At 30.8% G+C, this 22,827-nt stretch carries 13 protein-coding genes and 1 tRNA gene; 10 read left to right on the top strand and 4 right to left on the bottom strand.

Features of this window, described 5'->3' with window-relative positions; genetic code table 11:
- Positions 1-85 precede the first annotated feature (85 nt).
- The 10 genes from Q4548_RS14170 (at position 86) to Q4548_RS14125 (ending at position 15,675) form a co-directional block, all read left to right on the top strand.
- The gene (locus Q4548_RS14170) at positions 86-967 is read left to right on the top strand and encodes an RNA polymerase sigma-70 factor (RefSeq protein ID WP_303456078.1); all 882 of its coding nucleotides are present in this window, start codon (positions 86-88) and stop codon (positions 965-967) included.
- Between the two features lie 144 nt (positions 968-1,111).
- The gene (locus Q4548_RS14165) at positions 1,112-2,242 is read left to right on the top strand and encodes a FecR family protein (RefSeq protein ID WP_303456076.1); all 1,131 of its coding nucleotides are present in this window, start codon (positions 1,112-1,114) and stop codon (positions 2,240-2,242) included.
- 91 nt (positions 2,243-2,333) lie between these two features.
- Positions 2,334-5,657 (top strand): SusC/RagA family TonB-linked outer membrane protein, encoded by a 3,324-nt coding sequence (locus Q4548_RS14160; RefSeq protein ID WP_303456074.1) that lies wholly within the window; start codon positions 2,334-2,336, stop codon positions 5,655-5,657.
- A gap of 9 nt (positions 5,658-5,666) precedes the next feature.
- A complete protein-coding gene (locus tag Q4548_RS14155) occupies positions 5,667-7,112 on the top strand; it encodes a RagB/SusD family nutrient uptake outer membrane protein (protein WP_303456073.1) in 1,446 nt (481 codons plus the stop codon).
- A gap of 132 nt (positions 7,113-7,244) precedes the next feature.
- Entirely contained in the window at positions 7,245-8,288 is a 1,044-nt protein-coding gene (locus Q4548_RS14150; RefSeq protein ID WP_303456071.1) for a TlpA disulfide reductase family protein, read from the top strand.
- A 151-nt stretch (positions 8,289-8,439) separates the two neighbouring features.
- Complete coding sequence (locus Q4548_RS14145; protein ID WP_303456070.1) at positions 8,440-11,316, top strand: pitrilysin family protein; 2,877 nt, start codon at positions 8,440-8,442, stop codon at positions 11,314-11,316.
- A 93-nt stretch (positions 11,317-11,409) separates the two neighbouring features.
- A complete protein-coding gene (locus Q4548_RS14140) occupies positions 11,410-11,772 on the top strand; it encodes a protein-disulfide reductase DsbD domain-containing protein (RefSeq protein WP_303456068.1) in 363 nt (120 codons plus the stop codon).
- Between the two features lie 101 nt (positions 11,773-11,873).
- Positions 11,874-13,844: a cytochrome c biogenesis protein CcdA gene (locus Q4548_RS14135; protein WP_303456066.1), complete on the top strand. Its 1,971-nt coding sequence runs from the start codon at positions 11,874-11,876 to the stop codon at positions 13,842-13,844.
- 36 nt (positions 13,845-13,880) lie between these two features.
- Complete coding sequence (locus Q4548_RS14130; protein WP_303456064.1) at positions 13,881-15,395, top strand: aminotransferase class V-fold PLP-dependent enzyme; 1,515 nt, start codon at positions 13,881-13,883, stop codon at positions 15,393-15,395.
- A gap of 206 nt (positions 15,396-15,601) precedes the next feature.
- A tRNA-Arg gene (locus tag Q4548_RS14125) sits at positions 15,602-15,675 on the top strand.
- 619 nt (positions 15,676-16,294) lie between these two features.
- Here Q4548_RS14125 and Q4548_RS14120 read toward each other — a convergent pair.
- The 4 genes from Q4548_RS14120 to Q4548_RS14105 form a co-directional block, all read right to left on the bottom strand.
- Positions 16,295-19,402, bottom strand: coding sequence for an Eco57I restriction-modification methylase domain-containing protein (locus Q4548_RS14120; RefSeq protein ID WP_303456062.1), 3,108 nt, complete (start codon positions 19,400-19,402; stop codon positions 16,295-16,297).
- A gap of 70 nt (positions 19,403-19,472) precedes the next feature.
- On the bottom strand, positions 19,473-20,468 hold the full coding sequence (locus Q4548_RS14115) for a hypothetical protein (protein WP_303456061.1): 996 nt from the start codon (positions 20,466-20,468) through the stop codon (positions 19,473-19,475).
- 248 nt (positions 20,469-20,716) lie between these two features.
- The gene (locus Q4548_RS14110) at positions 20,717-20,986 is read right to left on the bottom strand and encodes a helix-turn-helix domain-containing protein (protein ID WP_303456060.1); all 270 of its coding nucleotides are present in this window, start codon (positions 20,984-20,986) and stop codon (positions 20,717-20,719) included.
- Between the two features lie 261 nt (positions 20,987-21,247).
- Positions 21,248-22,570, bottom strand: a complete 1,323-nt coding sequence (locus Q4548_RS14105; RefSeq protein ID WP_303456059.1) for a tyrosine-type recombinase/integrase — start codon at positions 22,568-22,570, stop codon at positions 21,248-21,250.
- Positions 22,571-22,827: the final 257 nt, after the last annotated feature.

Genomic DNA, 22,827 nt, shown 5'->3' with positions numbered 1-22,827 from the left:
GGCGTTAGAAATCTAGAATTCTTCCTTTTTAGATTAACCAATATTTTTGCGTAAACACAACAATTTGTCTTGATCCCAATTTGTCTTGATTCTAGAGAACTCACGATTTAATCAATTTAAATTTGTAGTAAATACAATTACTATAAATTACTTTGTAAATAGAAGCGCCAATGCTGCTGCTGAATCTTTCAATGCTAAAATTAAAGCTTTTAGAGTTCAATTTAGAGGGGTTAGAAATGTAGAATTCTTCCTCTTTAGATTAAAAAAAAAATTTTGCCAAGATACAACTTTTGAATTTGATTCGATTGATCCTCTTTTAGCCTGCTGCTATTTAGCAGTTTGTAATCATTTTCTTTTTTATAGTTTTGGTCGTTTAAATTCACAAAATTCCCTTTGCTTAATGAACCTTATACTTGAGGAAATAAGTAAAAAAAACAAAAAAGTCTTTAAAAACTTTTTTGACAAACATTATGAAGAACTAGTTGTATATGCCAATGGATATCTTTTTGATAAAGATTCTAGTGAAGACATTGTGCAAGAGATTTTTATTTATATATGGGAGCATGCCAGTAAATTGAATATTGAAACTTCTTTGAGAGGTTATTTATATGTTATGGTTAGAAATAGGTGTTTTAATTATTTAAAATCGATAAAAATTACAGATAATCTTGAACTACTAGATTTTAACGTCAATCTAATCACAGAATATGTTTTTAATTCTAATCCTACTTCAGAAGAGGATAAGACAATTGTGTATCATCAAATCTTAAAAATTATTGAAAGTCTTCCTGAAAAGATGCAGCAAGTAGTAAAGTTTAAGTTTTTGCACAATTATAAATACTCAGAAATTGCTGAAGAACTAGATATTTCCGTAAATACAGTTAAAACTCAGTTAAAAAGAGCAAAAAATAAAATTACGGAAATGATAATAATTTTAATTCTTTTATTTCAGGTCAATCAATATTGATTCTTTTTTTTGGTTTTAATCCATTTTTCTTAAAAATACTTAAAAACAGTACCCTTCTAATTGCTTGTTGTTGATTTATTGTTGTCACCCATTATTACTTTATTGTTGTCTTATTGTTAAAGCATAGTAAATAAGGTACTTAAGATGGAATTTAAATTAATAGTAAAGAAAATAAATAATTCTCTTTCCGAAGAAGAAACTATTGTTTTTCAGAAATGGTATGACGAGTCTGATCTTCATAAAGCGTATTTTAATAAGGTTAAGGAGAATTATGAAGAAGAGCATTTTTTAATTGACATTGAAAAGGGTTGGGAATCGATAGAAAAGCAAATTAAATCAGTTGCAACCAAGAAAACCGGTTATTTAAAATATGTTGCTGCGGCATCTATTGCACTATTAATTTCCATTACGTTTTTAATGAAAAAGGATAAAATTGAAGAAATTGTCAGTCCAGTTATTGCTAACAACAATATCAAAATAGGTACAGACAAAGCTCTTTTAACTTTAGAAGACGGCACTGTGGTGGTCTTAGAAAAAGGAAAGCAATACATTTCTGAAAATTTAGAATGTGATGGTGAAGAATTAGTTTATAAATCATCAAATAAAGCTAAAGAGGGAATTGCATATAATTATTTGACCGTTCCAAGGGGTGGTAAATACCAAATAATGCTATCAGATGGTACAAAGGTTTGGTTAAATTCCGAATCGCAAATAAAATACCCTGTAACTTTTGAGAAAGGTGAAACCAGATTAGTTGAATTGGTTTATGGAGAGGTATATTTTGATGTGTCACCAAGTACAGATCATGAAGGTGCAAAATTTAAAGTATTAACAGAGTCACAGGAAGTAGAAGTTTTAGGAACTGAGTTTAATATCTCAGGTTATAAAGATGAAGATGCTATTTACACAACCTTAATTGAGGGGATAGTAGCGATAAGCAATAGATTTAATGGAATAGTACTTAAACCGGGAGAACAGTCTATAACCAAAATAGGGGGCAAAGAAATAGCTGTTCATGCTGTTGATGTTAAAAGCGCAACATCTTGGAGAGATGGCAATTTCTATTTTAAGGGAAAAGCATTAAAAGAGATTATGAATGTTTTATCAAGATGGTATGATTTTGATGTGGTTTTTGAAAATAAGTCTCTAGAGTTAATCAAGTTTAGAGGTGTTTTAGGTAGGAATCAAACTATTGAAGACATTCTAGCTTCAATAAAAAATTCTAGTATTATAAATAACTATGAAATAAATAATAAAACAATCATTTTAAAATAAAAAGGGAAAGAAGTATATACCTGGCAGTACGAGCTTCAATCCCTTCTGTTACTATTAATTAAATCAAATGTCTAACTAACACCACAAATTTATGAAAGTTAAATTAACCAATGTCTTTTTCTTGTTTAGAGAAAGGTATTTACAAATCATTATGAAAACATTTATTTTCTTGTGTTTCACAACAGTTTTCGGTTTTATACCTAGTAATTTAGTATCTCAAAATTCTAAAATTAAAATAGAAGAGGATAGTAAGCTTACTGTAGATCAGGTTTTTGATCTTGTCATGGAGCAAACTGATTACAAATTTATTTATCAAGAGGGTGTTTTTAATCATTATCCTATCATTGAAGTTAAAAAAGGGAGTATCAGACTAAATAAACTTTTACAAAAGTGTTTACAAAGTGGTGATTTAAATATCATTTTAACAAAAAATAATACCATACTCATAAAAGATCAAAAGACCTCAAAACAACAAAGAAGTGTTACAGGTAGAATTACAGATACAGATGGTATTGCTATAGCAGGAGTAACCGTATTAATAAAAGGCACCATCAAAGGAACAACTTCAGATCTTGAAGGTAAATATTCTATTACGGTACAAAACCTAGAGAATGTATTGGTATTCTCATACTTGGGTGCAGATACTCAAGAGATTACGGTTGGTAACCAAACGGTTATCAATGTCACTCTTAAAGAGGATATAAGTCAATTAGAGGAAGTCGTTATTAACGGTGGTTACTATAAAACGGAACGCTCAACTTCTACTGGTAATATTGGTAAAGTGTCTTCTAAGGACATCGAAAAACAACCTGTTACAAATCCTTTAGGAACCATTCAAGGTAGGATGGCAGGTGTAGAGATCCGCCAATTGTCTTCAACACCTGGTAGCGGTTTTCAAATTTTTATAAGAGGGTTTAATAGCCTTAATGGAGGTGATCCATTATACATTGTAGATGGTACGCCTTTAAATTTAAATACTGGTGCTAATTTAGATAACGGACTTACGAGCCAAGTTATTCTTCCCGGAGGTATAAATCCTTTACAAGGTATAAATCCTAATAATATAGAAAGTATAGAGGTTTTAAAAGATGCAGATGCTACTGCTATTTATGGGTCTAGAGGTGCTAATGGTGTTGTTTTAATTACAACCAAAAAAGGTAAAGCAGGTAAAACCGTTTTCGATGTTAATGTGTTTACTGGGTTTAATGCTTTAACAAGAAAAAGGTCATATTTAAATACAGAACAACACTTAGAAATTAGACGAGAGTCTTTTGCAAATGACCAAGCTTTTGATACGGCCAATGGTTTTCCTTTAACAGAAATTGGTCCGCGTGATTTTGATTTAAATGGCACATACTCTGAAGATAAGTATACTGATTGGCAAGACTTTTTTTTAGGTAATACAGGGCAAATAAACAATGCTCAATTAGCCATCTCCGGTGGAAGTAAAAGAACACAATTTAATATAGGTGGTGGTTTCTCTACAGAGTCGCCTACTATTCCTGGTGAAAATAATACTTTCGAGAAAATATCAATACAATCGAGTATTAACCACAGGTCTGAAGATGATAAATTTAGTATAGCTCTTAATGCTTCTTATGTGAGTACCGAAGCAAATTACCCAGTTTCCAATTTTATAAATGGTGTAGGTCTTGTGCCTAATAGACCTGATTTAATAGATGAAAATGGTGATTTAACTTTTATAGACGCTGTAGATTCTAATCCATTATCGCCAACAGTAGATGATTTTAATGCCACTACAACGAATTTGATAGCCTCATCAATTATAGCATATGAGTTTTTACCAAATTTAAAAATGTCTGTAAACTTAGGCTATAATCTAAACACTTCTGGTGAGAGTAGAACGGATAGAGCGTCTTTCAATAATCCTTTGAACCCTGTTTCTGCAAATCCAGCGAACTCTTCTTTACTTATAAATACAGGCAAAACATCATCTTATAATTTTGAACCTCAGCTGAACTGGAATGGTAAAGTTGGACCAGGGAGAATGTCTGTTTTAGTGGGGGCCACTTATAACGATCGTAATACAGTAGCTAATTTTACGAAAGCCTCAAACTTTGCAGATGATGCTTTTATTTATAATATAGGTTCTGCCGCAGATGTTCTAATAGATAAGGCAGAAATACCTTATGCTTATGCAGCTTATTTTGGTAGAATTGGTTATAACATAAAAGACAAATACATCATAAATTTTAGTGGACGTAGAGATGGCTCTAGCCGATTTGGTGAAGATAAACGTTTTTCTACTTTTGGCTCAGTAGGTGCGGCTTGGGTGTTTAGCGAAGAAAATTTTCTAAAAAACAATGCTGCCCTTAGTTTTGGAAAGTTGAGAGCTAGTTATGGACGTACAGGAAGTGACAATATTGGTGATTTTGGATATTTAGATTTATATAGAAACACAACTGGTTTCTACTCTGGAGTACAAGGTAATGTACCAGCAGGTTTAGCCAACCCAAACTATTCTTGGGAAGGTGTAAATAAATTTGAAGTAGGTCTTAGTTTAGGATTTTTAAACAATCGTATAAATTTTGATGCGTCGTACTACCAAAACAGAACAACCAACCAATTACTTCTACGACCATTACCTGCAACTTCTGGGTTTACTGGTGTTTTAGAGAACTTACCTGCGGTAATTCAAAATAAAGGGTTAGAACTAGAGTTAACAACGATTAACATTCAAAATGAAAGCTTTAGATGGACTACAAATTTTAACATTACCATACCTAAAAATGAACTTTTGGAATTTCCTGATTTAGAAAACAATAACGCATTTAGAAACCGTTTAGTGGTCGGAGAATCTATTAATTCATTTAGAGCTTTTGAGTTTAATGGCGTAGATCCACAGACAGGATTATATACGTTTACTGATTTTAGTGGCAATGGAATAATTGATCGTTTTGGTATTGATGATGCTCAAGTACTACTAAAAAATGATTCTAAATTTTTTGGTGGTTTGAGTAACAACATCAATTACAAAAATTTTGATGCGAGCTTTACATTTAATTTTACTAAGAGAGATGGTGCGCTAATACACGCAGGTTCTCAACCTGGACTTACCGCTTTTACAACAGATATTTTAGACAGATGGCAGCAACCTGGAGATATTACAGACACACAACGTTTAACAACAGTTAGGTCTAACGATATTGAGGCTACTGACGCAGCAACTATATTTAGAGGTAGCGATGGTGCATGGGGAGACCGATCTTTTATACGTCTTCAAAACCTATCTATAGGCTATACAGTACCTAAAGAAGTAACCAATGCGTTTACAACACGTGTTTATTTACAGGCTCAAAACTTACTAACGCTTACCAAATATGAGGGTTGGGACCCAGAGCGTGCCATTCCTTTATATAGAACCATAACATTTGGAGCTCAGTTTACATTTTAAAAAAATATTATGAAAATATATATACAAATAACAGATAGATTAATTACCTTTTTTAAAACGCAAAAATTAATAAGCACTAAAATGGTATCACTTTTTTGTTTAGTGATAACTTTTAGTTGTCAAGATGATTTTGTCGATATAGATACACCTCCACAACTAGCCGCTGGTGATGTGATTTTTGAGAGCATAACCACCGCAAACACAGCCCTATCGGGTATTTACACACTCATGAAATCTAGTGAATCTTTTGTTGATGATAATTTTTTTGGAACATCAATATTTTTGGGTTTATATTCAGACGAATTGAGACTAGATAACGAAGCTTTTGGTACTCCTGTAATTAATCAAAGCAAAAATGATTTAAACCCAGAAAGTGATGTGGTTGTTAATACATGGTCAGAATCTTACAACATTATACAAGCTTCCAATAGAGCTATTGAGGGTCTTATGAGCTCCTCCATTCCAGATAGTGATGCTAGAAACCAACTGTTAGGTGAAGCTTATTTTTGTAGAGCATATACACATTTTCATTTAGTAAAATTATATGGTGATGTACCCTATTTAAAAAGCTCCAATTTTGAAGAAAATGCTTTAGCCTCTAGAACACCAATTGCTGATATTTATGATAACATTATCGAGGATTTATTATTAGCAAAAAATTTAATGCAAAATAATTATAATGATTCTAACAGAGTTCGCCCCAACAAAGGAACCGCATCAGCATTATTAGCTAGAGCCTATATATTTATGGAAGAGTGGGTAAATGCAGAAATAGAAAGTAGTTTGGTTATTAACAACCCATTATATGTGTGGGAATCAAATTTAAATAATGTGTTTTTAAGTAATAGCACAGGAACTATTTGGCAATTTGATGAGACCGTAGTTAACAGAAACACACCTCATGGCGTCGCTTTTAATCTTAGTCCGTTTCTTGTTACTAATAGTTTAAGTCTTGAAACAGTTGCAGCTTTTGAACCTGGCGATTCTAGACGAAGTACTTGGACTGTTGATATTCTTGATTTCGCCACATTTACTACCAAAACGAATCTCTTTAAATATAAATCAGGATCTGTTCAAGATGCTACTATTGAACGCTACAAATTATTCCGTTTGGCAGAACAATATTTAATCCGTGCAGAGGCAAGAGCACAGTTAAATAATATCTCTGGATCACAAGATGATCTAAATTTGGTACGTTCTAGAGCGTCTTTAGGTGAAACACCAGCAAGAACAAGAAAAGCTTTATTAACTGCGATAATGCAAGAAAGACGTATTGAGTTATTGGGAGAATCTGGACAACGTTGGTTCGACTTAGTAAGAACAGGACAGGCAGATGATGTAATGAGTGCCATTCCATCTCATACCGATTGGGAAGCTACAGATGTACTCTATCCTTTACCTCAGTCAGATTTATTATTAAATCCTAACTTAGAACCTCAAAACCCTGGATACTAATTAATAAATAAAAGACTATCATTTTTTTATTTAGCTTCTTTTAGAAATTATACTATTAATAAAGAATGCTAAAGTTGAAGTACTATTTCTTCTACAGTTTACAAATCACTATAAAAAAACAAATTTAATATTATGAATAAATTAAAACGAAGCCTCGTTTGTATCGTATCACTTTTTTTAGTGGTTATAAATACATCTTGTAAAAAAGAAACACAAGAACCTAAAAACGATGTGACATTTTCTGGCAAAATTATAAACAATAATTCAGATTCTTTAATGCTAATTGGGTATAACAGTATAGATAGTACACAGAGGAGGTCTATTAAAATTAATAAAGATGGGGCGTTCTCAGAAACATTTTCTAGCAGTCCTACCACCTACTACATTATGGATGGAAAATCATTAGCGCTAAGAGTTTTCTTAAGAAATGGGTATGATTTAAATATGACTTTTGATGCTGAAAATCAAATAGAAACAGTAAAGTTTACAGGTATTGGAGCAGATGTTAATAACTACTTAATAGAAGATGCCAAGAATATTTCGAAAATCGGTTTTACGTTAGGATTAGATACACTATCAGATTCAGATTATAGTAGAAGGGTAATGACCTACTATGATGATAGAAGAACAGATTTAAAAAATCTAAAATTTGATGATACTATTTTCATTGCTTATAAAGAAAAAAGCATAGACGATACCGAGGCAGTATTTTTAAATAAAAGAAAGAATAATCCATCAAAATTGGTAGGTAAAATATCTCCAAAATTTAAAGATTATTGTAACTATAATGGAGGTACATCTTCCTTAGACGATTTTTTAGGCAAATACGTTTATATAGATTTATGGGCAACATGGTGTAGCCCGTGTAAGAAAGAGATTCCTTTCTTAGAAAAAGTTGAGAAGCAATACCATGATAAGAATATAGTCTTTTTAAGTATTTCTGTAGATAGACAAAAGGACAAAGCCAAATGGGAAAGGATGATTAAAGAAAAAAATATGGGAGGCGTTCAATTGTTAGCAGATAAAGACACACAATCACAGTTCTATAAAGATTATAACATTTCTGGTATTCCTTGGTTTATATTTTTAGACCCAGAAGGGAAGATTATTTCAGCCCAAGCGCCAAGACCTTCAGAAGGAAAACTAATAGAACTTTTTACAAAAAAAGGTCTTTAAAAATAGTGAAAAAACTATTTAAACAAGCAGTGCTTTGTATTACATTATTTGTAATATTTTGTGCAATCTCTTGTAAAAAAAGAAGTGATAACAATTCAAGTAAAGTATTGAATAAAAAAGCAATACTACAATGATTTTTAAAATAAACTAAATGAAAAAAAGTAACCTAATATTTTCTGTGGCCTTAGTAGTCGCATTAATAAGTTGTAAAACAACTAATGTAAACAGGTCAACAAATCCCTTAGAAAATTCTTCAATAGAAAAGGAGGAGACAAATATATCGTCATTAAACTTAAATCAAAAACTGCCAATAGATCAATCTATACGCAAAGGTGTTTTAGAAAACGGTCTAACTTATTATATTAAAAATACCGATGTCACCAAAGATGTAGCCAGTTATTACATTATACAAAATGTGGGTTCAGTTTTAGAGAATGACAACCAACAAGGCCTTGCACACTTTTTAGAGCATATGGCATTTAATGGTACCGAAAATTTTAAAGGCAAAGGTATTTTAAACACCATGCAAAAACATGGTTTGGTATTTGGAAGAGATATTAATGCATACACATCTTTTGATGAAACGGTTTATAACATTAATAATATACCAACAACTCCAGAGCTTATCGATACGGGACTTTTAGTTTTAAAAGATTGGTCTAACTACTTACTGCTTACCGATGAAGAAATAGATGCAGAACGTGGTGTTATTAAAGAAGAATGGCGAACACGCCAAAATGGTGGTATGAGAGTTTTTCAAAAAAATATGCCTACCATGTTTAATAACTCAAAATATGCAAAACGTATGCCTATAGGTTTAATGGACATCGTAGAGAATTTTGAATACAAAACATTACGCGATTTTTATCATGATTGGTATAGGACTGATTTGCAGGCTATAGCCATAGTGGGAGATGTTAATGTTGATGAAGTGGAGCAAAAAATTAAAAACATGTTCTCTTCAATTCCGGTAGTAGAAAATCCTAAAGAACGTTTTGTAGTAAAAATTCCAGAGAACCAGAATTTAATTTATTCTATGGCAATGGATGAAGAAGTAGCTACTTCTAGCATTTCTTTTGCAATAAGACATCCTCAACCTTCAAATAAAGGTACGGTTTCAAACTTAAAAACCTCTTTAATAAATAATATGATTACTAGCATGTTATCTGCTAGAATACAAGAATTGTCTATAAAACCAGATGCTCCTTTTTTAACTACTTTTATTAATTTTAGTGGTGATACTAGATCTACAAAAGCATTCAAGGTTTCTGTATATCCAAAACCAAACCAACAACACGCAGCATTCAAGTCTGCCATGACTGAAGTGAATAGAGCTGTTAAATTTGGTTTTACCCAAGCAGAAATTGATAGAACAATTATTAATTTTACAAATTACTACGATAACCAAATAAGTAAAAAAGAGGATAAATCTCACAGGAGTATTTCTAAATCAATCCAACAGGATTATTTGAGTAATGAAATATTAACAGATATTGAAGGAGAGTTTGAGATCACGAAATCAATTTTTAGTACACTAACAGCTGATGAAATTCATACGGCTCTCAAAAATCTGTATACAGATAAAAATAGATTTTTAACCGCTACAGGCGTAAAAGGAAATAACAATTTAACTCAAGAAGATGCTTTAAAGATTTTAAATGAAGTTGAAAATGATGCCTCTATAGTTGCTTATACTGATGATTTTGCAGGAAAAACTTTAACTTCAGGTTTAGATATTAAAGCAGGAACAATTGTTTCTGAAAAAGAAAATGAAACTTTAGATGCTACAACTTTTACTTTGAGTAATGGTGTTAAAGTACATTATAAATTTGCTAATAAAAATGCTAATGATGTCTCGTTTAGTGCTGTAAGTAATGGAGGTTTATCACTTTTAAAAGATAGCGATTTACCGTCTGCGAAATACATAAAATCTGTTATTGGTAATTCAGGACTTGGTGACTATTCTTCTACAGATCTTAAAAAAGTAATGGCTGGTAAAACTGCGAATACAAATATTTATATAAATAACCTTGTTGAAATGGTTTATGGCTCTTCTGTTACAAAAGATGCAGAGACGCTACTGCAAATGGTATATCTTAGATTTGTGAAACCACGTTTTGATGAGAGTGGCTACAAGCAAATTATTGAACAATTAGAAAATTATAAAATTAGGCGAAAAGAGGATCTTGGCGAAAAAATGAGAGATAGTATTACTGTTACACTTTATGGATGCAAAAATCCAAAACAACGTCTGTTAAACGATGATTTTATTGCCGATATCTCCTTTGAGAAAATTAAAAGTATCTATAATGATAGATTTAAAAATGCTTCAGATTTTGAATTTTTTATTGTTGGTGATATTAAAAAGGGGGTATTAAAACCATTACTAGAAAAATATGTTGCAAGTATTCCTTCTAACGATATAAAAGAAAATTGGAAAGATAATTCTAGCGTTTGGGTGAATAAAAAAATAGATAAAGACATTTATCTAAAAATGGAAAACCCTAAAAGTTCAGTAAGGGTTTCATATAAAAATAAAATTTCGTACAGTCTTAAAAATAAAATGATTGCTCGTGCGACAGGAGATATTTTAACACTGCGTTATACCGAAACGTTAAGAGAGGAAGAAGGCGGTACTTATGGTGCATCAGCTTATGCAAGTGTATCTAAAAGACCTAAAGAAGAAGTCAGTATTTCTGTAAATTTTGATTGTAACCCAGATAAAGTAGAAAATCTAATTGCCATTGTGCATAATGAAATAGATAAGTTTTCTAGTGGAGATATCAAGGAAGAAGATTTAAATAAAACGCTTACCAACTATATTAAAGAGCGAAAGCACTCTAAGGATTACAATCGCTATGATATGAGTTTATTAACCAATTTTTATCGTGAAGGTTACAATATGAATGATGCTAAAAACTTTGAAGATATTGTAAACACTATAAAGGTAAAAGATATTCAAGACTTTGTAAAAACGCTTTTAAAAGACGTAGAGTCTTACGAAATTGTTTTTAAGCCAAAGAAATAATTGTTTCTCCGTAAGAGTTGGTTATTCAAAGAAATAAGAAAAGGGTTATTTAATGATAATAGCTCTTCTAAAGATCTATGATAAATCATAAAAATGAAAAAATGTATCTTATTACTTGCCTTGTTAGTTTTTACGATGGGTAATTCTCAAATTTTAGAACTCGTAAAATGGGCTACAAAAGTAGTCAAAACATCAGAGAAGGAATATCAATTAATTGCAACTGCTACTATTGATGAAAATTGGCATTTGTATTCTCAAAATGTGCCAGAAAACGCACCTGTCCCAACAACTTTTTCTTTTAAAAGCAATGCTAATTATTTAAAAAAAGGAAATACAAAAGAAGGTCTAGGACATACTATTAATGATCCTATTTTTGATATGGAAATTAAATATTTTGAAACTAAAGCTGTATTTAAACAACGAATACAATTAAAAATAAAGTCCCGTTCAAAGTAAATGCAACGGTAGAGTTTATGGTCTGTGATGATACTAGATGTTTGCCACCCACAGAAGGCGATTTATTTTTTGAAATAAAATAATTTATTAAGACATTAAAAATGAAAAAACTTATTTTAATATTCTCTTTGTTATGTGTGACATTTGGGAATTCTCAGATTGTAGAACCTGTAAAATGGCAAACATCTGTTGAGAAAATTTCGGAAAGCAAATACATGTTAATTGCAAAAGCAAATATAGAAGCAGGTTGGCATTTGTATTCGCAGAACGTTCCAGAAAATGGTCCAATTCCAACAACGTTTATGTTTGATGATGAAAATGGTGCTTTCAAAATCGTTGGAAATACGATAGAGGAAGAAGGGCATACAATTGACGATCCTATTTTTGAAATGAAAATTAAATTTTTCGAAAAAAATGCAATTTTCGAACAATTAGTAGAGGTTTTAGGTGATAAAACTACTTTAAAAGGTGTTGTGGAATTTATGGTATGCGATGATTCAAGATGTTTACCGCCTACAGAAGTCGATTTACAATTTAATTTATCAGACAGCAATGTTGTTGCTAATGATTCTAAATTACAAGTAACAGAAGTAGCTACGGTTGATGTAAATGCAAAAGATTCTAAAAAAGGTCTATTGGGAATATTCTTAATCGCATTTCTTTCTGGCTTTACAGCCTTGTTAACTCCGTGTGTGTTCCCTATGATTCCTATGACGGTAAGTTTCTTTACCAAACAAAGTAAGACAAAAGCTGCAGGTATAAAAAATGCTATTATATATGGATTGTCGATTATTGTAATTTATGTGTTATTAGGCATTTTGGTTAGTTTAATATTTGGAGCAGATGCTTTAAATGCTTTATCTACCAACGTTTGGTTTAATATTATATTTTTCATATTGTTATTAGTGTTTGCTGCATCGTTTTTAGGAGCTTTCGAAATTATGCTGCCTAACTCATGGGCAAACAAAGTAGATTCGCAAGCAGATAGGGGAGGGTTAATAGGTATCTTTTTTATGGCATTAGCATTAGCTATTGTTTCATTTTCTTGCACAGGACCTATTGTAGGAACGTTACTTGTTGAGGCTGCAGCAGGAGGAAGTCAAGTAGGGCCAATTATAGGTATGCTTGGGTTTTCTTTAGCAATAGCCTTACCGTTTGCTTTATTTGCGGCTTTTCCAGGTTGGTTAAATTCGCTACCAAAATCTGGAGGGTGGTTAAATACCGTGAAAGTTGTTTTAGGGTTTTTAGAATTAGCATTAGCATTTAAATTTTTATCAAATGCCGATTTGGTTTTACAATTACATTGGTTAGAACGCGAAGTTTTTATTGCGATATGGATTGCTGTATTTGGAACTTTAGCTTTTTATCTGTTCGGAAAAATACAATTACCACACGATTCGCCATTAACACATATTTCGGTAGGTAGATTAGGTTTAGGATTGTTGGTGATTTCTTTTACAATCTATATGATTCCAGGACTTTGGGGAGCACCACTTAATTTGATTAGTGCTTTTTCTCCTCCGCAACACTATAGTGAATCGCCATACGGTGTAGGAAATACCCAATTAGGATCTGGTTCAACAAATCATGATGACCTTCCTGAAGGAGCTCATTTAATGCCTCCACATGATATATTGGCTTTCGATGATTATGATAAAGGTTTGGCTTATGCAAAAAAAGTAGGAAAACCAGTTATGATAGATTTTACTGGGTATGCATGTGTAAATTGTAGAAAAATGGAGCAAAATGTTTGGGTAAAATCGAAAGTTTTAGAAAAGCTCAAAAACGATGTTATCCTAATTTCATTATATGTGGATGATAAGCGTCCGTTAGAAGCAAGTGAAGTTGTAGACTCTAAACTTAAACCTGGTAAGAAATTAAAATATATTGGACAGAAGTGGAGTGAACTTCAAACGATAAAATACAAGACAAATACACAGCCTATGTACGTGCTTATGGATCATAATGAGGAAAACTTGATAGATCCTGTTGCTTATACTCCAGATGTTGATTTGTATAATACTTGGTTAGAAAAAGGGATTTCAAATTTCAATAGTAGTTTTTTAAAATAAAACACTTCTTAGTTAAATAATAAAAGGATGAACCCGATGTCGGTAAATATAAACAAGGAAAATATTTATAATTCTCGAAATTTAGAAGCGTATTTTAAACCTTTTAGAGAAAATATAGTTGGAATAGATCAATATTTTGACTCTCCTTATGGGAGAAAAAAAGTCATTTATGCTGATTGGACTGCTAGTGGTAGGTTGTACAAATCTATAGAGGATACACTTACCCATGAAATAGGGCCTTTTGTGGCAAATACACACACTGAAACATCTATTACAGGAAGTGTGATGACACAGGCTTATCATATTGCTAGAAATAAGATAAAACAACATGTAAATGCTTCAAAAGAAGATGTGTTGATAACAGTAGGTACGGGTATGACAGGGGCTATTAATAAGTTCCAGCGTATTTTAGGAATTAAATTGAATGAAAATTTAAAGAATCATACTGTGGTTCCGGATGAAAAACGACCGATAATTTTTGTGTCTCATATGGAGCATCATTCTAATCAAACATCTTGGTTGGAAACTATTGCCAGGGTAAAAGTTATTCCATCAAATAAGGAAGGATTGCCATGTATCAAGTCATTAGAAATGCTCTTGGAGGAATATAAAGATTGGCCTATAAAGATAGCTGCAATTACAGGATGTTCTAACGTAACAGGTATTCAGACTAATTATTATGAAGTTGCACAAATCATGCATAAAAATAATGGGCTATGTTTTGTTGATTTTGCATGTTCTGCACCCTATGTTGATATTGATATGCATCCAGAAAGTGAAGATGCATATTTAGATGCGATTACTTTTTCTCCACATAAATTTTTAGGAGGTCCAGGTACGTCTGGAGTTTTGGTTTTTAATAAAAAACTCTATAAAAATCTAGTGCCAGATAACCCAGGAGGCGGAACGGTAAGTTATACAAATCCTTGGGGTGATCATGATTATCTGGATGATATTGAAACTAGAGAAGATGGTGGAACCCCCGGGTTTCTACAGGTGATAAAGATTGCCTTATCTATTGAGTTGAAAGAGCAAATGGGAGTTCAGAATATTTTAGATAGAGAGCACGAACTCACTACTATTGTTTTTGAAAAGCTTTCAGAAATTGATAATTTAAAACTGTTAGCACCAAACCATGAAGATCGATTGGGGATTTTTTCATTCTATATTGATAATGCACATTACAACTTAATTGTAAAATTATTGAATGATCGTTTTGGTATACAAACACGAGGTGGTTGTTCTTGTGCGGGTACTTATGGTCATTATTTATTACACGTAGATCAATTAACATCCAAAGCTATTGAGAAAAAAATACTAGAAGGTTGTCTGATGGAACGTCCAGGATGGATTAGAATGTCCATACATCCAACAATGACAAATGCTGAGATTAATTTTATATGTGATGCTATTAAAACTGTTGCAGAGCATTATGAAACTTGGGGTGAAGATTATGACTATAATACTTCTAAAAATGAGTTTATTCACATCAGCAAACCAAATACAGAAGAAAAAATAGTAAATAGTTGGTTTCAAATATCCAGTTTATAAACAAGATTTTTGGTTTAGATAGATAGCAATTTGTTTTAGTAACTCTACTTTAAAAAAGACTAAATTTTGTCTGAATTATAAGTTTTGAAAAAAAATGAAATTTATTTTTAAATATATTAATAGAAGTTATATATTTGCATCCCGTAAAGGAAAGCAAGTTGTTGTGATTCTTTACTAAGTTCAGAAAGATAAAATGAAAAATATTAGGTGGCATAGCTCAGCTGGATAGAGCACCTGCCTTCTAAGCAGGCGGTCGAAGGTTCGAATCCTTCTGCCATCACATAAAGACTTGTTAATCATTTGATTTTCAAGTCTTTTTTGTTTTTAATAGGGTTGATTTCTCACTATTTTCTCACTTTCTCTTTTTTACTGATTTAATGTCAGGTTTTATAAGGTTCTTAATTCTTATAAAATTGATTGAATAAGAGTACCTCAGCAATTTATTTTATGCTTGAATAGATGAAACTTTTTTAAAAGTAAGGTTTTGCTAAGTTCTAAAGTTGCTTACGCACGTGTTGTAACCCCTAAAAAACCTTAAAATTAATTTTCTTACACTATAAAGAACAACGGATCTCTTTTTACTATTGGTAGAACAACTCCCTTTTATTGATACAAAAACAATAGTAATTCTCTTTTTTAACGTGCGAAAAATAATTCCTTTTTTATTGATACGAAAACAATAGCAATTCTCTTTTTACCGTTCTAAAAGCACTTACTTATTTTACCGTTTGAAAAACGATGTAAATAATCTTTGAAAAAAACTTGTTTATTCAAGTTTGGCAAACAAGTAGGATAGCTAGTATAAAAGAAAAACCACCTAATTTAATCAGGTGGTTTTAAATTTGCTATTAATTAAAGAGTCTTATGACTACATTATAAATATAAGAAAAATATTTTAATTAACTGTTCTCTACAATTTGTATTTCTTCATCCGTTAAACCATACAAGGCATAAACCATAGTATCTATTTCTTTATCTGTTTGGTTTATTTGGTTTTGTAGGTCTTGTGCTTTTTGTTTGTTTTCTTCAAATAAGTCTAGCCATTCAAATTCATCTTTTTTAGTTAAAACGGGTACTGGTTGTAAGTCTGCTTTTAATAGTTCTTTATTGTTGCTTTTAATGGCTTTGTTAAGTTCTTTTATAAAGTCTCCAAATTCTAACTCGTGCCAGTTTTGTAGTTTTTTAGATAGTTTTTCTAGGCTATATTGAGAAATAAGATATTTTATAAATTTTCCACTGTTTGTTTTAAAAGTATTAACTGCATTAATTTTTTCATTGGAAAGCTTTATGAATGCATTTTGTTCTGTTATTGGGTTATATGGTAATTCAAGTAATTGTGACCTTTTTACTTTAGGAAATGTAACTTTGTTGTCTGAAGACGTGTTTGTAAAATAGTAGTAAGTCAATTTAGAATTAATTACACATAATAAATATTTTAGATATTGTTTATCATCTTTTTTATTAATAACATAAGTTGTTTGATCCGTGTAAAAGTATTTATCATCAAAACAAGTCATTATCCTTTTACCTAGTATTTGTCTAGTAATTAGTTTTTCTTGTTCAAAGATGTCTTTTGTTCTAAAAGCTTGGTTAGTAAATTTTTTTTCGTTCTCTGGTTTGTAGTCTATATATAATTCATCATAAGTGTTGTAGTATTCAAATATATTTTTTCCTAAAATAAAGGGTTTATGAAAACTGTCTTTTTTTGAATTAAACAATAAGTCTTTACGAACTTTGATACCATTTTTTATATCAAAATAGTCTCCTATTTTTTTGAACTTTTGTAATTTCTTTAAAATAGGAATTGCAAAGCTGTCTAATTTCTCGTTGATTAAGTAATCTTGTTCTATGAATGATTTTTGCAATATTTTCTTTTCAAAATGAAATTCTGATTTATCTATTTTATAGAATTCAATAAAATTATTTTCCTTAAAAGATGAAATTACAAAGGTTACAGTCTTGACACTCGCATCGTTAAAAATATCTTTATCACTAGATGCAACAATTTCTAATGAATATCTATTAATAATAAATTCTCGTAAAGGTTTGTCATAGTCATTAGTTAGGAATACTGATGGAGTTATGAATGAGATTTTACCTGTTTGTTTAATCAATAAACAGGATTTTTCTATAAAAAGTTTGTATAAATCTAGTTGATAAGATGTTGTAATGTATTTCTTTAGGTAATAGTTTTTTTCATCTTCTGAAAATAATTCACGGCTTCTAACATAAGGCGGGTTTCCAATAATTACATCAAAACCACCTTTTTCAAATACTTTAGGGAATTGAGTTTGCCAGTTAAAAGCTTTGTTACCCGCTACAGATTTGTTATCTATTAAAGAATTACCACATTTTATATTAGAACTTAAATCGTTTAATTTTCTGCGGGGTTGTGCCGTTCGCAACCATAAAGATAGTTTTGCAATTTCTACAGATTCTTCGTTTAAATCTACTCCATAAATATTGTTTTCTAATATGGTGTTTTCTATATCAGGAAACACAAAACCACCTCCTAAAATTTTGGTCTTTAGTTCATCTATGTAATTGTGTTCTTTAATTAAAAAGTCTAAAGCTTGGTTTAAAAATGCACCACTCCCACAGGCGGGGTCGCAAATGGTTAATTGTAGCAACCAATCTCTATAAATATCTAAAATAGATACTAAGTTTTCTATAGTATTTTTGTTTCTGTTTTTACGTCCTTTAAAATATTCATCTTCTTTAAAACCTAGTTCGGTTTTCTTTTCGGTACATAGTTTTCCTATGGTGTTTTCTACTATGTATTTGGTAATGTATTTAGGAGTGTAAAAAACACCGTCTTTTTTTCGCTTACTTTTTTGTTTGTCAAATTCGCCCCCTTGTATTTCTGCGTTAACGCTTTCAATTTCGTTTAAAGAGTTTTCAAAAATATGACCTAGTATGTTTACGTCTACTTGGCTTTCAAAATCGTAAGCGGCTAATTTTTTAGTATGATTAAAAAGTAGTTCGCTATCTATATCTAAACTATCTAAAACAGGATCTTGTTTAAACAATCCACCGTTATAAGCGTAAATTTCAGCTCTTGCGGTTGTTCCCTTTCTACCAGTGTCTAAAAACGTAAAATATTGCTTAAATAGTCCGTATAAGGGTCTTACGTCTCCAAAATCTATATCGGCTTTCCATTTGTCTAATATTTGTTGTGTACTGTTAGGAGGTAATAAACCCCTGTCTTCTGCAAAAAATATAAATAAGTACCTATCTATTAACTTTTGAGACTTTTGAAACAAGGTAAGTTTTACATTTTTTTCTAGTTTTAATTGTTCTGTTTTGGCTTCTATATCATTTTTATCAATAACAGTGCTATTGCTTTTTAACTGCTTTGCATTACGTTTTACTAAATCTCTATATAATTCGCGTTTAAAGAGTGAATAATCTTTATAAAATTGGTTGGTAATTTGTTCTTCTACAACTATAGAAGCTTCTTTTATTTGTAAAGGTAAATTGTTTAAAAGGTTGTCTTTATGTAAGCATAAATACAGTAATTCAAAACGGTCTTTACTTAGTTCAAACAAATTAAATTCTTCAAACTCTGTAGCATCATTAATATAAAAACGTAGCTTTTCGTAGTTAGACGTAATTACGTAAATACATTCCTTTTGGTTTACCTTATAATCAAATGCCTGTTTACGTATGCTTTCTAAATCTTTGGTTTTAGTACTTTTTAACTCAATAACTGCAATTGCGTTGTTATTGCTTAAAATTGCCCCGTCTGCCTTTCTTGAATTGTTTTGGTTTTTATATTCAGCAACTAAATTAAAATCGGCATTAGGTTTTAAAGTATAGTCTAAAATATTTACAAACAAATCAGTTAAAAAGATACCTTGATATTCTTCTTCTTTAGATTTTCTTATGTTGTCCTGTATAGTAGGGTTTAAAAAGTGTTTAACGTACTTTTTATAGGCTTTTTCTACTTTGTTTGTGTCTAGTTGACTAACATGGTTTTTAAGTACTGATTTTTGATATAATGCCATTTTATAACAGGTTGCAATTTTATTAATAAGAATTATAAATATATGTAATTATAGGGTTGTTATGTTGTTTTCAGGTTTTAAAAGAGAACAAATTTTTAGTGTTTGTGATTAGTTTATTTAAGGTAAGGTTTAACTCTATAGTAGAACTGTTAATTATTATCCTTTTTTGTTCTTTAGGGGGTCGGTTAATTATTACCCCTTTTTTTATTAAATTATCTCTTAGTTGTTGGTGTAAATTGCTAGAATTGTTTTTAATAAAGTTTTTTAGCTTTTTTTTGTGTTCGTCTCTTTTATTTGGTTTTAAGGTTTCTAGCCAGTAAGTAATATTAGAATAGTTGTTTAGGTTTTTCTTTTGAACTTTGTTTAATCCTTTTTTACTAATGGTTTTATCATAGTAAACCACCTCATCAAAACGTTTTAAAAGTAGTTCTAAAGCTTTGTTTAATGTTGAGGTGTTCACGTCTGCAAAAGTTTTAATACCAGTACAAGCAAAATCTATAGCTTTTCTACATTTTATTTCAATTCTTAATGTATGGTTTTCCATATGGTACTGATTTGATTTGTTGTAAATTTTTAGGATGTATCTATTGTGTTCAACTTGTGCGTATTTCCTTTCATATTTAAACTCAAAAGGTTTTCCCATTTGATATAATAAACCCAAAATAAAAGTTTGAGGGTTAAAGTAAGGATTTGTATTGATACCAAATTCTATATTTTGAAACTCCATTTGTTGAGGTTCGCAAAATAATAATTGATATAAGTGTCCTCTTACTTCTGAAATGTTTTCTAGGGTGAATATGTTGCCATTGTAGCCTTTGTAATTGTTTGGATGGTAGTTTGGTGCTTTTATTCCTTTTAAAGAGTTAAATAGCTTGTGTATGCTACCTGTAAACAAAACATTACCATTGTCATAAACAGTAATCTTGCAAAAATGATAGGTTGCTACTGCTTTGGGTGTGCAATCCCCATTTTTTTCAGAAACATCAAGTCTAAAATCTAGTGAAAGATTACTTTTTATTTTTTTAATGTTAGGATTGTTTATTTTTATTTTAACGAAGTCTATCAAATAAATTAGGATTAATAATGAAACTATGTACTAGGTGTATTTGCTTAATTTATAAGTTTAATCAATGATTACTAGTGTTTTAATTATTGTAAAAATTGATGAAATTAAAGCGTGTTTGTTCTCTCAGATATTAAAAAACCTTTTTTAAGGGTTCTTTAATCTGTTTAAATACTAGTTACAATAAGACGTGCTTAAAAAGGTCGCTTATTGCAACTAGATGTTAAGTTTTGTTGGGTTTATTATGTTGGTTAATTAAGCTTTATAATAGCTTTCATAATATCCGAACGCTTGTAATAAACACGACCTTGTAAACCAAAAGGAATAAGTTTTTTTTGCTTCTGCCAGTTATGTAACGTTGAGAGGTTTACTTTTAAAAGTTTGGCGGTTTCTTCTCGAGTAAGAAGTTCTTCGGGTTGTTGAAATTGTTTTTTAAACTCTAAAAGTTGAGTTTTAACACCCTCTAAAATAGCGTTTTGTAATTGCTCAGGTGTTACCTGAATAAATTGTACTGTTTGCATAGGCAAAGATTTGAATTAATAATATTTGGCAAATCCTTACTGCTAGTTTCTAAAATATCTTAACTTTGTAGGTGCGAAGTACAAATTAAAGGGCATTAGATTTACTTAGGTAAGGACAGTGCCTTTTTTCGTTTAAACAAATTTAATACTAACTAAACATAGTTGAATAAAAAAAGCTTAAACGTTATTAACATAATTATATAATTGTTGGTAATGTTTTGTTAAAGCTATTTTTTTTAATAAGGTTTTGCTTTTTATTTATTAATTGTTTGACGCTTTTTTTAATACCGTCATTGGTGCTTTGTTATTGGCTTTTAGTTCTTCTTTTTCGTAGTACTCTGAAAGTTGTTGAGCCATATCGATATTCGTTTTACCTATGTATTTTAATAACATTTGCTCTGTGCTGTGTCCAGTAATGGCACGTATCACAGTTGTAGGTAGTTTTCCGTAAAGGTTGGTAGCAAAGGAGCGTCTTAAATCATGTGTTCTCATTAATTCGTATTTAGGATATTTACCCTGTACAAGACGTTCAAGACTGTTATCGTATTTTTTTCCCTTAATAACCTCATCAAGTCCAGCAAGTTTACCAATTTCTTTAAGGCGTTTGTTTAACCCACGTTCTCCGTTTATGTTTAAATGATAAGGAAAACCATCTTTTATAATTTTTTCAATCTTAGTGTGTACAGGTATAAATACTGGCTTACCTGTTTTTTCCTGTTTCACTTCAATGTATTTACGTCCGTTCTTAGCAACTATGTTTTTTTCAGTAAGGTTTACAAGGTCGTTACCTCTTTGCCCTGTGTAACATCCCAGTAACACCCATTTTATCGCATTGTTCATTGCTTTGTTTTTGGTATTGAGGTTTTCAATTAATGCAATTTCTTTTTCATCGTAATAATTAATAAATTCATTGGAAACACTTGTGATTTTAATATCAGGCAATTGTGGACTTATTTCAATACCGTTTGATCTTGCGTTGTTGCAAACTACTTTAATGTCAGATAGTTTTTTTTGTTGGTAACTGGTGGCGTACATACGTTCAGTTAGGTAACTTAAAAACTCAACTGCAAAACGTTTATTTACGTCTTTTACTCTGTATTGCTTTTTAGTTTCTGTTTGAAATTCTTGAACAAGCGATTTAAGACGTTTGTAGTGTTTAATTCTATCTTTTGAAAGTCCTATACCGTTTTTCCCATTAGGACGTTGAGGTGCTGTGTTAATAACCTCCTGAATGCAATCAATTAATAAATCGGTACTAGTTGAGGTTAAATGAACTCTTTTAAAAAACAGATCGATTTGAAGTTGTAGCCAATCCTTATCGATAATTGTATTGTTAGCAATGTCCTTTGTAAAATTATCTATTATAAAATCTTCTAAGTTGTTTAGTTGATTCCTTAATACTTTGTTGTGATCGGTATTTGCTTTAGGTCTTTTTGTTTTAGCATTCCAATCACTATCGATTATTTGTGTACCAGTATTTTTATAAAGATTGTGTTTTGTTCCAACTTCATCTTTGAAGTATAATTTTAGGTAAATAGATTTAAGGGTGTTTTTTCCCTTTAAAGAAAAACTAATTGTTGCCATAGTAAAAGTGTAAACATTGAACACTTCAAATATATTAAGTTTCTCACTATTTTCTCACTTTTTCTCACTTTCATGCAATATTATACAATCTGTTTAGGATTTGTATTTCTATAATCCCTTTGTTTATAGGGGTTTTGTGTTGTGGCTTGTTTTAGTTTATGTAAAGGTACAGATCCTTCTGCCATCACATAAATCCTTACTATTAGCTTAGTAAGGATTTTTTGTTTTTGAAATTTTTTTAGAGATGTTTTTCAAAA

Source organism: Wenyingzhuangia sp. 2_MG-2023, assembly GCF_030548295.1.
Lineage (GTDB): Bacteria > Bacteroidota > Bacteroidia > Flavobacteriales > Flavobacteriaceae > Wenyingzhuangia.
This window is presented reverse-complemented; position numbering and strand designations above follow the sequence as displayed.